Source organism: Candidatus Dechloromonas phosphoritropha, assembly GCA_016722705.1.
In the GTDB taxonomy this organism is placed as follows: domain Bacteria; phylum Pseudomonadota; class Gammaproteobacteria; order Burkholderiales; family Rhodocyclaceae; genus Azonexus; species Azonexus phosphoritrophus.
On the sequence record JADKGN010000005.1, the window covers coordinates 43,831 to 57,605 of the forward strand.

The 13,775-nt window shown below is 59.4% G+C and carries 13 protein-coding genes and 1 pseudogene; 8 read left to right on the forward strand and 6 right to left on the reverse strand.

Translation table 11 applies throughout. From position 1 onward, the window contains the following. The first annotated feature begins 29 nt into the window (after positions 1-29). The 3 genes from IPP03_19745 (at position 30) to IPP03_19755 (ending at position 2,733) form a co-directional block, all read left to right on the forward strand. Positions 30-781, forward strand: a protein-coding gene (locus IPP03_19745; GenBank protein MBL0354769.1) for an IS5 family transposase whose coding sequence is annotated in 2 segments (ribosomal slippage) — positions 30-351 and positions 351-781 — 753 coding nt in all. Because the reading frame shifts where the segments join, the coding sequence is not laid out codon by codon here. A gap of 310 nt (positions 782-1,091) precedes the next feature. Beyond that, positions 1,092-1,679, forward strand: a complete 588-nt coding sequence (locus tag IPP03_19750; GenBank protein MBL0354770.1) for an RNA polymerase subunit sigma — start codon at positions 1,092-1,094, stop codon at positions 1,677-1,679. A 139-nt stretch (positions 1,680-1,818) separates the two neighbouring features. Continuing rightward, positions 1,819-2,733 carry a Tim44 domain-containing protein gene (locus IPP03_19755; GenBank protein MBL0354771.1) on the forward strand — a complete coding sequence of 305 codons (915 nt, stop codon included), beginning with the start codon at positions 1,819-1,821 and terminating at the stop codon, positions 2,731-2,733. 191 nt (positions 2,734-2,924) lie between these two features. Here IPP03_19755 and IPP03_19760 read toward each other — a convergent pair whose 3' ends face one another. From IPP03_19760 to IPP03_19770, 3 genes are all read right to left on the reverse strand, one after another. After that, complete coding sequence (locus tag IPP03_19760; GenBank protein MBL0354772.1) at positions 2,925-3,104, reverse strand: hypothetical protein; 180 nt, start codon at positions 3,102-3,104, stop codon at positions 2,925-2,927. A 246-nt stretch (positions 3,105-3,350) separates the two neighbouring features. Continuing rightward, positions 3,351-4,775, reverse strand: a complete 1,425-nt coding sequence (locus IPP03_19765) for a two-component sensor histidine kinase (GenBank protein ID MBL0354773.1) — start codon at positions 4,773-4,775, stop codon at positions 3,351-3,353. Further along, complete coding sequence (locus tag IPP03_19770) at positions 4,762-5,466, reverse strand: winged helix-turn-helix domain-containing protein (protein MBL0354774.1); 705 nt, start codon at positions 5,464-5,466, stop codon at positions 4,762-4,764. The genes IPP03_19765 and IPP03_19770 overlap by 14 nt, the downstream gene beginning before the upstream one ends. Before the next feature lie 148 nt (positions 5,467-5,614). On the opposite strand from IPP03_19770, the gene IPP03_19775 reads away from it, so the two are divergent. The 4 genes and pseudogenes from IPP03_19775 (at position 5,615) to IPP03_19790 (ending at position 10,546) form a co-directional block, all read left to right on the forward strand. After that, positions 5,615-6,778 (forward strand): fatty acid desaturase, encoded by a 1,164-nt coding sequence (locus IPP03_19775; protein MBL0354775.1) that lies wholly within the window; start codon positions 5,615-5,617, stop codon positions 6,776-6,778. Continuing rightward, positions 6,765-7,256: a disulfide bond formation protein B gene (locus IPP03_19780; protein ID MBL0354776.1), complete on the forward strand. Its 492-nt coding sequence runs from the start codon at positions 6,765-6,767 to the stop codon at positions 7,254-7,256. Before IPP03_19775 ends, IPP03_19780 begins: the two co-directional genes overlap by 14 nt. Positions 7,257-7,439: 183 nt before the next feature. Further along, positions 7,440-9,196, forward strand: a pseudogene (locus IPP03_19785) (IS1 family transposase). Positions 9,197-9,331: 135 nt separating this feature from the next. Further along, positions 9,332-10,546: an IS4 family transposase gene (locus IPP03_19790; protein ID MBL0354777.1), complete on the forward strand. Its 1,215-nt coding sequence runs from the start codon at positions 9,332-9,334 to the stop codon at positions 10,544-10,546. A 249-nt stretch (positions 10,547-10,795) separates the two neighbouring features. Here IPP03_19790 and rpmG read toward each other — a convergent pair whose 3' ends face one another. The 3 genes from rpmG to radC all read right to left on the reverse strand — a co-directional run bounded on the left by rpmG (position 10,796) and on the right by radC (position 11,989). Beyond that, on the reverse strand, positions 10,796-10,972 hold the full coding sequence (gene rpmG / locus IPP03_19795; GenBank protein ID MBL0354778.1) for a 50S ribosomal protein L33: 177 nt from the start codon (positions 10,970-10,972) through the stop codon (positions 10,796-10,798). Between the two features lie 18 nt (positions 10,973-10,990). After that, positions 10,991-11,224: a 50S ribosomal protein L28 gene (gene rpmB / locus IPP03_19800; GenBank protein ID MBL0354779.1), complete on the reverse strand. Its 234-nt coding sequence runs from the start codon at positions 11,222-11,224 to the stop codon at positions 10,991-10,993. Between the two features lie 81 nt (positions 11,225-11,305). Then, the gene (gene radC / locus IPP03_19805) at positions 11,306-11,989 is read right to left on the reverse strand and encodes a DNA repair protein RadC (protein MBL0354780.1); all 684 of its coding nucleotides are present in this window, start codon (positions 11,987-11,989) and stop codon (positions 11,306-11,308) included. A 47-nt stretch (positions 11,990-12,036) separates the two neighbouring features. Here radC and coaBC point away from each other — a divergent pair, with 47 nt between their 5' ends. Further along, positions 12,037-13,227 carry a bifunctional phosphopantothenoylcysteine decarboxylase/phosphopantothenate--cysteine ligase CoaBC gene (gene coaBC / locus IPP03_19810; GenBank protein MBL0354781.1) on the forward strand — a complete coding sequence of 397 codons (1,191 nt, stop codon included), beginning with the start codon at positions 12,037-12,039 and terminating at the stop codon, positions 13,225-13,227. Positions 13,228-13,775 lie beyond the last annotated feature (548 nt).

Consider the following 13,775-nt stretch of genomic DNA (forward strand, 5'->3'; position numbering starts at 1 on the left):
TATCCTGACTTTTGGGTGGCGTCAGGATGATGGTACGTTTGTGGTTGCGTGATGATCAGTTTGAGCGGATAGCGTCCCTGTTGCCGGGTAAAGCCAGCGACCCGGGGTGCACGGCGGCCGATAATCGACAGTTCGTTGAAGCGGTTTTGTGGATTGCTCGCACGGGTAGTCCGTGGCGTGACCTGCCATGCCCATTCGGGCCGTGGAATAGTGTCTATCAACGATTTGCTCGCTGGTCGCGGTGTGGTGTCTGGCATCGCATCTTCACCCAGTTGGCGCAGGACGCAGATTTCGAAGAGGTGTTCATCGACAGCACCATCGTTCGCGCCCATCAACATGCCGCCGGTGCACCAAAAAAAACGGTGGCCAGGCGCTTGGGCGATCACGGGGCGGACTGAGCACCAAGATTCACGCCCTGGTTGAAGGCTTGGGGTCACTCGCCCGCTTTCGTCTCACCGGTGGAGAAGCCGGTGACAGCCCTCAAGCGCTGCCCCTGTTGGGCGATCTGTTGCCCGACTCGCTGAGTGCGGACAAAGCCTACGACACAGACGCGATCATCGAGCATCTTGCTGCGAATGAGATTCAAGCGGTCATCCCTCCCAAAAGCAATCGTATTGTCCAGCGTAGTTTCGATCAGCACCTTTACAAAAATCGCAACCTGGTAGAACGCTTCTTCTGCCGGATCAAGCAGTTCCGAGGCATCGCCACGCGCTATGACAAACTCGCCGAACGCTTCGCTTCCTTCGTCGCCCTCGCCGCAGCTTTCATCTGGCTCACGTGATTGTCAACACACCCTAGACTTTCTCCGTTGAATTGAGGTTGATGCATCAGACTTTCTGACTCATCCAGGCACCCGTCGCAACGCGCAGAAACTGGAACTGCTTTTCCATCCGCTGGCAGCCAGCGTAGATCACCAGATGCAAGCGAAGCTGAACGCGTTCCCGGAAAGTGGTTTGGCGTTCGATCTGTTGCGAGGCGAGGCGAGAGGCTTCCTTGCAACTGATCATTTCCGTTCCAGTTTGCAACCTTTGCCACGAGTGCCTGTCCGATTGGTCGGACGGATGGGAAGATCCTTGCGAATTTTTTCAAGTATGATCGAAAAACTGGAATTCCCGCGAAACGACATGACCACAGACCCGCTGTGCGACACCGAGTTCCTGACCAGTCTGTGGAGAGATATGCTGCGCTTTGCTGACATTCAGTTGCGCAACAAGACTCAGGCCGAGGATGCGGAGCAGGGAGTATTGACTGCCGCGCTGGCCGGCCACGAAAAATCCGCTTCGCGGGTATCCTTGCGCACTTCGGTCCTGGCCATCCTCAAAAACAAGATCGTCGATGTCCCTCGCCGCAAGGTTCGGGAAAATGTGGTGGTCGCCGACGAGGATGCTGATTCGGATATCGAAGCCAATTTCAACGACCGTTCGTACTGGGCCCAGAACACTCCCCGCTCCGAATGGGAGAGTCCGGACAAGGTGACGGAGAACAAGCGGTTCTGGGAGGTCTTCGAAGCCTGCCTCTACCGCTTGCCCAAAGCAAGTGCCAGCATCTTCACGATGCGCGAGGTGCTCGGCTTCGATAGCGATAACATTTGCGCCACCCTGACGATCACCAGCAACAACTGCTGGGTCCAACTGCACCGCACCTGTCTGGGCGTCAACCGGTTTGGCGAGGCAACTTGAGAGTGTGCATCATTGATTGTCCGACATGGCGCTTGATCTTCGTGTTTTACGATGAGACACTTCTGAATATTATTGTTTTATGGAAGTCCCCCCGGGGCTATCCTGTGGCCTGTATCAAACAACCTTGACGGAGACCTAGATGAAATCCTTTGCCATCATGACTGCTGCGCTGGTGCTCGGCTTGACGCTGGTTACCGGCGATGCCGAAGCAGCGAGGCGCCTGGGCGGCGGCAAATCCGCCGGTATGCAGCGCGAATCGATCAGCGCCCAGAAATCGACCAATGCCGCCCCGGCCCCCAGCCAGGCAGCGGCAACGGCGCCACAGGGAGCGCCGGGCGCTCCTGCGGCCCAGCCCAAGCGTTCGTGGATGGGCCCGCTGGCCGGTCTAGCGGCCGGTCTCGGCCTGGCGGCGCTGGCCTCACATTTGGGTTTTGGTGAAGGCTTGGCCAATATGTTGATGATTGGGTTGTTGATCATGGCCGTCGTGATGGTCATCGGCTTCGTCATGCGCCGCCGGGCGGCGTCCCAGCAACCGGCGCTGGCCGGTGCCAGCGGCATGCGGTATGCCGCGCAGGGCGCCGATACGAATCGTGATGACCGGAACGTCGAGCCCCGCTTTTCTACTCCGGTCGCTGCCGGGAGCGGGGCGGCGGCAATTGCCGGTGCGGGTACCACGGTAAGTATTCCAGCCGGATTCGATGTCGATGCCTTCGTCCGCAATGCCAAGGTGAACTTCATCCGCCTGCAGGCGGCGAACGATGCCGGCAATCTGGAAGACATCCGCGAGTTCACGACGCCGGAAATGTTTGGCGAGATCAAGCTGAATTTTGTCGATCGTGGCCAGGCGGACCAGCAGACCGACGTTGTCACTGTCAATGCCGAGGTTCTGGATGTTGCCGAGGAAAGCGAGCGTTACATCGTCAGCGTGCATTTCACTGGCCTGATCCGTGAAGCTGCCAATGCTCCCGCGGAACCGTTCGATGAAATCTGGCACATGATCAAGCCGCGCGCAGGTGGCGGCTGGGTGCTCGCGGGCATCCAGCAGACCCAGTAACGCGGCACCCGCCCAGGGAGGGGCTCCGACGGAGCCCCTTTTTTTTCGGCAGTTCGGGGAATGTTTTGCCGTTCTCGGCGGGGCCCACGCGAGACGGTTTCGAAAACTGACAGACAAAAAAACCCCGCCATGCAGGCGGGGTAACAGGGAGGTCTCGAAACGAGGGATTTCGAGGAGGGTAAAGGGATGGTTCAGTCCTTGCGCCGTCTCTTGAGCAAATGGCGGCCGATCACGATGGCGACGCCGACGGCAACCGCGGCAAGAAAGGCATTGATCGGTTCCGCGCGACCATCGGCCAACCAGTCCAGGCCGGCAACGCCCACGAAGACGCCGAGGCTTTCACTGATCGGGAGATTATCGGCAAAGGCCATTAGTCCGCCTGGCTAATTGGTGCTGAAACGGCGGCGAATTCTACCGCAACCTGATCCAGAAGATGCCGGCGGGCTGTTTCCAGAAACCGGCTGATATTCATTTCACACATGATTTTGTTTTCTTTACTGGAGATTTTCTGGTTATCTATGATCATGATTCTATGGGCGCGCCCCTGCCACGTCTGTAGCGCGCGCGTTGCCTCGACGTAACGGATTTTGATGTTCTGTGACGCTATGTGACGGGAGTTACTGCGCCAATGGCCAGGTGAGGGTGAAGCGGGCGCCGCCGAGAGGTGCGGCGTCGGCTGTGGCGGTTCCGCCATGCAGTTCAAGGACGCGCCGCGTGATGGCCAGACCGAGCCCGTAGCCGCCGGTGGAGCGATCGCGCGAGCGGTCGAGCCGGGTGAATGCGGAGAAGACGCTCTCACGGTCTTCTGGCGGAATACCGATGCCGTCGTCGTCAACATGGACGATGATGTTCCCCTGGTGAAGTTCGGAACTGACGCTGATCTGCTTGCTTGCGTACTTGAAGGCATTACGTAACAGGTTGCGCAGCGCATAGGGCATCGCTTTGCGATCGATATCGACCGCCACGTTTTCGGGCAGTTTCGCGGTGTCGACCGTGATCGTCAGATCGCGACCGAGCAGGCGAACGGCATCGACCTCGTCGCGCAGCCAGTCGGCGAAGCGCACGCTGGAAAAATGTGGCTCGGGTGCCTCGCGCTCGAACCGGGCGTAGGTCAGGCTGGTGTCAATCAGATGGTCGAGTTCGTCGAGGTCGGCTTCCATCATGGCCCACAAGCGCTCGCGCTCGGTTTCGTCATTGGTGTCGCTGAGCATTTCCAGCGCAAAGCGCATACGGGCGATTGGCGTGCGCAGTTCGTGGGAAATCGCCGAGGAAAGTTCTCGGTGGGTGGCGAGCAGTTGCTGCACCCGTTCGGCCATGCTGTTCATGGTGTCGGAAAGCGGGGCGAAGATCTGGCTGCGGGCTGGCGGCGAGCGCGCCTCGAAATCGCCGTCGCCGAGGTCGCGGGCGGTCTGGCGCAGGGTTTCCAGATCACGCCAGACCGGGCGCACCCAGAACCACAGGGCAATGCCGAAAATGACGCCGATCAGGCTCCAGGTCAGCAGGCGCAGGCGGAGGTCGAGTGGCAGCCGTTCCGTCAGTTCTGGATTGCGGTTCGCGGCCAGCGGACCGACGACCAGTACCTTGCTGCTAGTGCCGAGGCGGCGATACATGATGTCGCCGTCGTGGTCGATGGCGATGTCGCCGGCGTCCAGTTTGCTGACCTGGTCCGGTGTCAGGGTCCGGTCGAGGCTGATGCGTTCGACGATGCCGAGCCGGTAGGAAAACTTGTCGTCAAGCTGATTGATCTTGCGCTGCCAGTCCCGGCGCGGGGTCCGGTAAAGTTCATCCTCGATCAGCGTGATGGTGCCGCGCATGAAGCGGCGGGCGTAGTCGTCGGTGATGCCGCGCTGTGCGGTGGAGATGATGAAGTCGGCGGTGAAGGCGATGGCGACGAACGAACCCATCGCCAGCAGGTAGAAGTTGAAGAACAGTTTGGATAGGCTGTAGCGCCGGCCCCGCCAGCGTTGTGGCGCGGCGCGAAAGAGCGAGCGGGCGAGGCTCTGGTTTTTTTCTTGCCCGTGGCCGGGCTCAGTTCCAGTCATGCTTGCTGAACAGGTAGCCCTTGCCGCGAACGGTCTTGATGCGCGTCGGATTCTCGGGGTCGTCGTTCAGCTTCTTGCGCAGGCGCGAGATGCGGGCATCGATCGAACGGTCGAGGCCGTCAAAGCCGATGCCGCGCAGTTCCTGCAGCAGGTCGTCGCGCGAGAGCACGTTGCCGGCGTGCGAGGCGAGGAGCCAGAGGAGGTCGAATTCGGCGGTGGTGAGATCGATCGTTTCGCCAGCCAGCGATGCGGTGCGCGTCGCCTGGCTGATCTGGAAATGGCCGAAGACCATCTTTTCGGCCTCGCCGGCGTGGTTTCCGCCGGTCGCTGGCAAGCGGCGCAGCAAGGCCTTGATGCGCGCGAGCAGCACGCGCGGCTGGACCGGCTTGGCGATATAGTCGTCGGCGCCCATCTCGAGTCCGAGAATCTGGTCGAAGTCCTCGTCGCGCGCGGTGAGCATGAGAATGACACCGCGATAGTGCGGGCGCACGGCCCGGCAGACCTCGAACCCATCCTTGCCCGGGAGCATGACGTCGAGGATGACCAGATCCGGCTGCTCGGCCAGGATGCGGGCCTCGGCCCTGTCGCCGCGCGGCTCGATGGTCACCAGCAGATCGTTCTTGGTAAGGTATTCGGCCGTCAGATCGGCCAAGCGTTCGTCGTCTTCGACCAGGAGTATTCGTGTGCTCATCCGCCAATCTTAACGGCGGCCCGCGTCGCGGTCCACCCTGTTGCGGTCGACGCTTTTCGGAGAGCATTTTTCACCGGGCAATCGACTCGTCCCGGTGGCCGCGTGGATACCGTAAAATGTTGCGATTGACTCAATTTCGTGGGGCCGCATGTTATCTGGTGTCTTTGATCTGCCTTGGTGGGGCTACGTACTGGTGGTCCTTGGCATCACGCATGTCACGATCGCTTCCGTGACCATCTTTCTTCACCGCCATCAGGCGCACCGGGCGCTTGACCTGTCGCCGTTGCCGGCGCACTTCTTTCGTTTCTGGCTATGGCTGACGACCGGCATGGGCACCAAGGAGTGGGCGGCGGTTCATCGCAAGCACCACGCCAAGTGCGAAACGCCGGCTGATCCACACAGCCCGCAGGTGCTGGGGATCAACCGCGTGCTGTGGGGCGGCGTTTTCCTCTACGTCAAGGAAGCGGGCAATCCGGAAACCTTGCGCCGATACGGCCACGGCACTCCGGACGACTGGCTGGAACGGCACATCTATATGCCGGGTCAGAAGGCTGGCATCATCCTCATGCTGATAATCGATGTCGTCCTGTTCGGCGCCGTTCCCGGCGCCCTGATATGGGGCGTGCAGATGGTCTGGATTCCCTTCTGGGCGGCCGGCGTCATCAATGGCCTCGGGCACTACTGGGGCTACCGCAATTTCAATTGCGCCGATGCCTCGACTAATATCTTTCCCTTGGGAATCTTGATCGGCGGCGAAGAACTGCACAACAATCACCATTCGTTCGCGACCTCGGCCAAGTTGTCGAACCGCTGGTACGAATTCGATATCGGCTGGATGTATATCCGCATTCTTTCCGCGCTCGGCATGGCCAGGGTGAAGAAACTGGCGCCAGTGCCGAAACTCGTCACGCCGCGCCCGCTGGTCGATGGCAATACGCTGGAAGCGGTCATCAACAATCGCTACGACGTCCTGGCAAGCTATGCCGTATCGATGAAGAAGCTTTACCACGAAGAACTGGCCGGGTTTCAGGACAAAGCCAGCTACAAGGAACTGAAGCGCTGGCTGGAAACCGATGTTGGGCAGATTCCGGAGGACTGGCGCAAGCGCATCGAAGAGATGCTGGCGCGAAGCCAGAATCTCGCCACTTTTTACGCCATGCGCGCGGAACTCACGGCGGTATGGAACCGGACCAACGCCAGTCGCGAGCAGTTGATTACGGATCTTGAGGCCTGGTGCCAGAAGGCAGAGGCGTCCGGCATCCGCCAGTTGCAGGAGATGTCGGTCAGGATGCGCAGCTATGCCTTGGCGTGAGGTGCCCGTCAGGGCATGGTTTGCCGCGCTGGCGCTGGGGGTGTTCGGCCTCGTGGCGGCCGGCATGGAGTTGCAGAACCTGTTAAGCCTGGCACCGTGCCCATTATGCATATTCCAGCGCCTGCTCTACATGGTCATCGGGCTGGTCGCGCTGCTTGGCGTACTGGTGCCTGCGGGAAGGTTGCTCTGGTCCCCGCCGATCGCCGTGCTGGCGGCCGGCGGCGCGGCGGTCGCCGGCTATCAGTCGTGGATGCAGGCCTTCCCGCATCTGGCGACCGAGTGCAGTTACAGCGACCCCAACACCATCGAGCGTCTGGTCGACTGGCTGGGCATGTTATGGCCGTCGTTGTTTCTCGCCACCGGCTTCTGCGCCAGTCGCGACTGGGAGTTCCTCGGGCTGTCGATGGCCAACTGGTCGCTGCTGATGTTCGGCGGCATCGTCGGCTATGCCGCGCTGCTCTTCGTGCGCAAGGATTGACGAAGTGCGGGCTGAAAAAAACCCGCCATAAGGTCTAGCCACTTACTCAACCTGTTGAAAGCCGCCTAATAAGCGAGCACAATACCCCGTAGGGACAACCACTTACGGGGTATTTTTATGGCCGGAAAAATCTCCGGTAGCGTAGTGCCATCCGCTGTTAGCGCGGGGGCCGGCACCGTCCCTATTCCGCCCTCGGCAAAGTCTCGCGTACCTCCGGCGATTGACGGGATACAGGTCAACTTTTGCAAGAACCCGGCCTGTGGCAACTATGGCGTGCCGCCCAAGCCCACCGCTGCAAGGGGAGGTTCGCGGAAGGCTCCACCCGCGGCACCAGAGCCGGGTGCTTACATCGTGTGGGCGGCAGGGGCGGGATACCCTGTGCTGAAGTGCAAGCTCTGTGGTGAGTTCCCGCCTATCAAGAGTAACCTGGGGGTCGCGGAAGAGGTGGCTCGGCAGGGGCATACCTCCATGCCCCTGCCGAGCCCTGCTGCCCTCACCCAGCTTGCTTGAACAACGGTGTAGGCATTTCCGCCGGCACAGCGTATTACTACGCATTTGGCCTAACGGACATTGGGTCCCAGCGATACCGATGCCGTCGCTGCGGCAAGACCTTTTCGGTGGGGCAAAGTACCCGCCGGCAACGGATGCCCCATAAGAACCGCGGTATCTTTCTGGACCTGATGAACAAGGCTCCGTTTAACCGTATCTGCGAAAAGCACAGCATCAACATCGGCACGGTCTATCGGAAGTTGGACTTCATTCACCAGCAATGCCAAGCCTTTGTGGCCGACCGGGAGCGTAGGTTGGCAGACGGCCTGGAGATACCACGCCTCTACTTGGCGACTGACCGGCAGGACTACGCTATCAACTGGTCTTTTCGTAATGACAAGCGAAATGTCGTACTTCACGCTGCCGGCTCAGCCGACCAGAGCACCGGATACGTGTTTGGAATGCACCTGAACTTTGACTATGGACTCGACCCGGTGGCGGTCGAGGCTGATGCGGTCGCCTGCCACGATTATGCAGAGGCCTTTCCACATAGGAGATACGCACGGTTATGGCTGCGGCAAGACTACGCGGCGGCAGCGGCAAAAAGCCCGAAGCGTCCCAAGGTTGCGGGCTCGTTGAAGGCAGCGATTGACGGAACCTACGTTGCTGCCACTAGCCGTAATGACGTAGAGGTATTTGAATCCGTGAGCAGCAAGGAGCAGTTGCCGCTCACCGGGATGCAGGTTCATGCCGAGTACACACTTTACGGGCACTTCCTTCACTTGAAACGATTACTACCAGGTGCAGAGAAGTTTCGATTCTATCTGGACCAGGACTCAGGAATGCGGGCGGCATGTCTAGCTGCCTTCCAGCCGGAAATTCAGGCCCGGCGAGCAGACGCCTTCTACGTTCGCATTTTGAAAGAGACCACCACGGCCGAGAAGCGAAAAGCAGTGCTGGCGGCCAAGCGGGGATTCGACGCGGCAGCCGTCGCCAATCCAGGACTTTCGCCGGACGAGGTGAAGGTGCTCATGATGCGTGGAGAGCTCAGTCGGATACTAACGATTGGCCCCTGGTCAGACCGGTGGGCTGTTCATCCCCTGCCGAACTCCAGCGAGCCAGAGAAAGCGATGTGCTACGTGACGGACTACGGTGATTTGTCCGAGGAGCACCTGGCTAGGCTGTACCTGCGAGCAACGCTGCATCCGATTGACTGATTTTTCATGCAAGTCCGGCGCCGGTTGAGCCTACTGGAGCGTCCGATAGGGACGGCTAGCAAAGCGGGCCGGACCTGGTATGGTTACAGTGCCTATCGACCGGAAAACATCGTCAAGGTACTGGATATCTTTCGCGTGTATTACAACTACTCCTTACTGGGACAGGATAAGCAAACCCCAGCAATGAGGCTGGGGCTTGCGAAGGGGGTTATCGACCCAATCCTCTTGACTTAGCGGTCTGTCATCTAATTTTGGCAACTTTGCCATCTGGCCGCGCCAAGATATAATCGAGCATGTAACCAATTGATATAAATAGGCGTTATATGACGGCCTAAATATGCCAATATCGTTTCACGGCTAACGGACTACATTCATGGCGCCAATTTCCTTGCCGCCGCCCGCCGCGAGCCTCGGTTTTTCACCCGAAACCGTGAATTGCCATTCACGAATCTGATCGCTTTCCTGCTCACCGGCATTCGCGGCGCAGTTCAGGCGGAGCTTGATTCCTGCTTTGCCCTGCTTGCCGGAAGAACCCGCCTTTGTCGGGCGATCACGGCCAGTGCCTTCTCAAAGGCGCGCAGCCATCTGGTCGCCAATCTCTTTGAGCCGCTCAATACAGAATTGCTGCGCCTGGTCGATGAGGTCGTTCCGCAGCAGCCGGACTGGCAAGGCTTGCGGGTCTTGGCGGCGGATGCATCGAAGGTACGTCTGACCTTGCTTGACCTGGAAGGGCGCCGCCATATTCGAGAAGCGGCCATCTTCGGTTTGTTTCGGCCAGGGATCGAATTGTTCGACTCGCTGATTTTGCACAGTTCGCTGGTCGGCGAACGTCAGATGTTGTTTGAGCGGCTTGACCGACTCGGTGCTCAGGACATGCTGGTGCTTGATCGCGGGTATCCGGGTGCCTGGTTGGTCGCGGCGCTGTTGCATCGAGGTATCCCCTTTTGCATACGCTGTGATTCGTCCGCTTCCTTTTCTGCCATCACCCAGTTCATGCGATCCGGAGAAGATGAGGCGCAGGTGACATTGCCGCCACCGCATCGTCAGGATGCCATTGATTACGAGTGTCCGCGTCTGCCTTCTATGGTTCGCCTGATTCGTCAGGTGACGCCGACTGGCAAGGTACGGGTCTTGATGACCTCCTTGCTTGATACCGCGCGGTATCCGGCCACAAGCTTCTCAGCCCTTTATCACAGCCGTTGGCGTATCGAGGAGGCGTTCAAGCGCATCAAACACCGGCTCAATCTGGAGCACACGTCCGGCCTGACTTGGCTGGCCGCCTGCCAGGATGTTGGGGCCAAGATGGTGTGTGACAATCTCAATGCCCTGGCCACCTACCTGGCTGCGGAAGAGCGGCTGCCCAGCGATTCGCCATGGCGAGTGAATCGGACGATGGCCTTCAATACCGTACGTCGTATCTTGCCCCGAGTCTTGGCGGGTGTGCAGCAAATCACCACCCGAGTTACCAAGGAAATCTTCTCGGAAATCGTCAAAAACCTTCAGAAATTTATCCCTGATCGTGCTCGACCTCGGCCAAACCAGCGAAAGCCTCACCTGTCCTTTGCTTACAAACCCGCCGTATGACTATGGACTAAGTTGAGAGGATTGGTTATCGACCCACAGGAGGTACTCTACTTTCGATAGGCCGATAGCCCTTAATCCATTTTCAATAGATTAAGGAGGCGCTGATTAATTCCTTTCTCGCGTCGAACACGCAACGTAAGCTATTGATTGCATTGGGGCGGCAATTTCGTAAACCGATTAAATCAGCGCTTCCTTAAGTAAGTGGCTAGCCATAAGGCGGGTTTTTGCCGGATACCGAAACAGCCTTGATCATCTCAGCTTGATTTCCTTGTAAGCGACATGCTTGCGAACAACCGGGTCGTACTTCATGAACTCGAGCTTTCCCGGCGTCGTGCGCTTGTTCTTGGTAGTGGTATAGAAATGTCCGGTGCCGGCCGTGGATTCCAGTTTGATCTTCTCGCGACCGCCTTTGCTCTTGCTAGCCATCTTTATTCTCCTTCCCTATCAGACTTCGCCACGGGCACGCAGGTCGACGAGGACGGTATCGATACCGTTCTTGTCAATGAGGCGCAGGCCGGCATTCGAAACACGCAGGCGGACGAAGCGGTTCTCGCTTTCGACCCAGAAACGCCGATACTGCAGATTCGGCAGGAAGCGGCGCTTCGTTCTATTGTTGGCATGGGAAACCTTGTTCCCAACCATCGGGGCTTTCCCCGTTACTTGGCAGACTCGCGCCATGATCGATGCTCCAGAAATCGCTAGAAGAAAGCCCATCAGTATAACGAAGACTCCGGGGTTGTTTCAAGGTTTTTTTGCTTTCTACAGCAATCCGCGCTCGGCAAAGGAAAGCGGCGGGGCGCTCCCGGCGACGACGAAATGATCGAGAACCTTGACATCGACCAGGGCCAGCGCGGCTTTCAGATTCCGGGTCAGCATTTCGTCGGCCTGCGACGGCTCTGCAACCCCTGAAGGGTGGTTATGGGCGAGGATCACGGCCGCCGCATTCTGAGCGAGCGCCGCCTTGACCACCTCGCGTGGATAGACGCTGGTTTGCGTCAGCGTTCCGGTGAACAATTCCTCGGCCTTGATCAGGCGGTTCTGGGCATCCAGCCACATGGCCATGAAAACCTCGCTCGGACGGGTTGCGAGTTTTAGGCGCAGCCAGTCGCGAACCTTGCCCGGCGATGAAAAGACGGTCTCGCGGGCGGTCATGTCCTGAGCCAACGCCCGCCGGGCCAGTTCGAAACTCGCTTTCAGTTGCGCTGCCTTGGCGGTGCCGATGCCGGAAACGCTGGCCAGTTCTTCGAGCGAGGCGTCGACCAGCGCGCTCAGGCTGCCCTCGAAGCGCAGCAGCAGTTCGCGGGCGAGGTCAACGGCACTCTTGCCGCGCACGCCGACGCGCAGATAGATGGCCAGCAGTTCGGCGTCGGAGAGCACTTCCGCGCCGTGTGCCAGCAGTCGCTCGCGGGGCCGTTCGCCTTCCGGCCAGTCGGTGATCGCCATGGCAATTCCATTAGAATGTGGGTGTCGCTCATTCTAATGGCAAGACAATGGAATTACAGGGAAAGCGCATCGTGTTCGGGGTCACTGGCGGTATTGCCGCCTACAAGGCAGCCGAGTTGCTCCGCCTGCTGGGCAAACAAGGCGCCGAGGTGCAGGTGGCGATGACCGAGGGGGCGATGCATTTCGTGACGGCGACGACCTTCCAGGCGCTGTCCGGCAAGCCGGTGTTCAGCGACCAGTGGGATGCGCGGATGCCAAACGCGATGGCGCACATCGATCTGTCGCGCTCGGCCGACCTGATCCTGGTCGCTCCCGCCTCGGCCAATTTTCTGGCGCGCTGTGCCAATGGCTTCGCCGACGATCTGCTAGCCACCATGGTGCTGGCGCGCAATTGCCCGCTGCTACTGGCCCCGGCGATGAACCGCCAGATGTGGGAAAACCCGGCGACGCAGCGCAATGTCGTGCAATTGCAGGCCGACGGCGTGCAGTTCGTCGGTCCGGCCAGCGGCGAGCAGGCCTGCGGCGAAGTCGGCGTTGGTCGCATGGCGGAGCCGGCCGAAATTCTCGAGGAGGTGATCGCCCTCTTCACGCCCAAGGTGCTGGCCGGCAAAAAGGTTTTGCTTACCGCTGGCCCGACCTTCGAGGCGATCGATTCGGTACGCGGCATCACCAACCTGTCGTCGGGGCGCATGGGCTATGCGGTGGCGCGCGCGGCGCGCCAGGCAGGCGCCGCGGTGACGCTGGTTTCCGGTCCGGTCGCTTTTGACGCACCTTTCGGCGTCGACCGCATCGATGTCAGAAGCGCGCTCGACATGCACGCCGCCGTGCTGGAACGGGCCGCGGCTGCGGATATTTTTATCGCGGTGGCCGCGGTGGCCGATTACCGGGTCGCCAATGCAGCCGAACACAAGCTAAAGAAGGACGCGGGCGGGATTCCACCGATCGAGCTGATCGAAAATCCGGACATCCTCGCCGCAGTGGCGGCGCTGAAGGATGGGCCGTTCTGCGTCGGCTTCGCCGCCGAGAGCCGCAATCTCGAGGAATACGCGCAGGCCAAGCGGCAACGGAAGGGTATCCCGCTGATTGCCGGCAACCTGATCCAGCACGGTTTCGGCGGCGACGATAACCGCCTCGTACTGTTCGACGACCATGGCACGCACCCTCTGACGCCGGCGCCAAAATCCGTGCTCTCCAGCCAGCTCGTCCAACATATCGCCGATCTCATGGAAAAATACTGATGCGCCGTATCAGTGTGAATTTACCCGAGACCCCTCGATGGAGTGGGAGCCTTCTCCCACAAGGCTTTCAAGACCCCGCAGGTATCGCACAATGGTGAGACAAATTGGCGATGGTGGAGACATTTTTATAACGATCACGGGATGAAACGGTCTGGTATTTCAGAAGGCGCAGACCGGATGATCTCAGAGCAGTTATCGGTCAGGGCCTCAAAAAATCTGGCAAATATTGCATTGACACATTGGCAACACGGGGCGGCGACACAACATTTCGTTGGTGAGACAACACCCATCAGTTGCAAGTCCGGCTTTACCGCAAGGAGTCTAATAAGGCCAGGCTACTCGAAGGACAGGACTTCGTTAGACTTGAGGCGACACTATCAAGGGGCGCGCGTCAGGACTTCGATCTGCACCGGATAGTGGAGTTACCGCAGTTCGCAGACTGAGGTTCCTCCATCTGCGTATCCTTGGCTCAGATGGAGGCACTATCACCCTAGCAGCCTGTCGGGCTTGAGTTCGACCGATGGCGCGATTTCATAATCCGGGACGAA

Coding starts and splice junctions, on each gene's coding strand:
- IPP03_19750 (MBL0354770.1), top strand. CDS start 1,092: ATGATCGAAAAACTGGAATTCCCGCGAAACGACATGACCACAGACCCG.
- IPP03_19755 (MBL0354771.1), top strand. CDS start 1,819: ATGAAATCCTTTGCCATCATGACTGCTGCGCTGGTGCTCGGCTTGACG.
- IPP03_19760 (MBL0354772.1), bottom strand. CDS start 3,104: ATGGCCTTTGCCGATAATCTCCCGATCAGTGAAAGCCTCGGCGTCTTC.
- IPP03_19765 (MBL0354773.1), bottom strand. CDS start 4,775: ATGACTGGAACTGAGCCCGGCCACGGGCAAGAAAAAAACCAGAGCCTC.
- IPP03_19770 (MBL0354774.1), bottom strand. CDS start 5,466: ATGAGCACACGAATACTCCTGGTCGAAGACGACGAACGCTTGGCCGAT.
- IPP03_19775 (MBL0354775.1), top strand. CDS start 5,615: ATGTTATCTGGTGTCTTTGATCTGCCTTGGTGGGGCTACGTACTGGTG.
- IPP03_19780 (MBL0354776.1), top strand. CDS start 6,765: ATGCCTTGGCGTGAGGTGCCCGTCAGGGCATGGTTTGCCGCGCTGGCG.
- rpmG (MBL0354778.1), bottom strand. CDS start 10,972: ATGGCTAGCAAGAGCAAAGGCGGTCGCGAGAAGATCAAACTGGAATCC.
- rpmB (MBL0354779.1), bottom strand. CDS start 11,224: ATGGCGCGAGTCTGCCAAGTAACGGGGAAAGCCCCGATGGTTGGGAAC.
- radC (MBL0354780.1), bottom strand. CDS start 11,989: ATGGCGATCACCGACTGGCCGGAAGGCGAACGGCCCCGCGAGCGACTG.
- coaBC (MBL0354781.1), top strand. CDS start 12,037: ATGGAATTACAGGGAAAGCGCATCGTGTTCGGGGTCACTGGCGGTATT.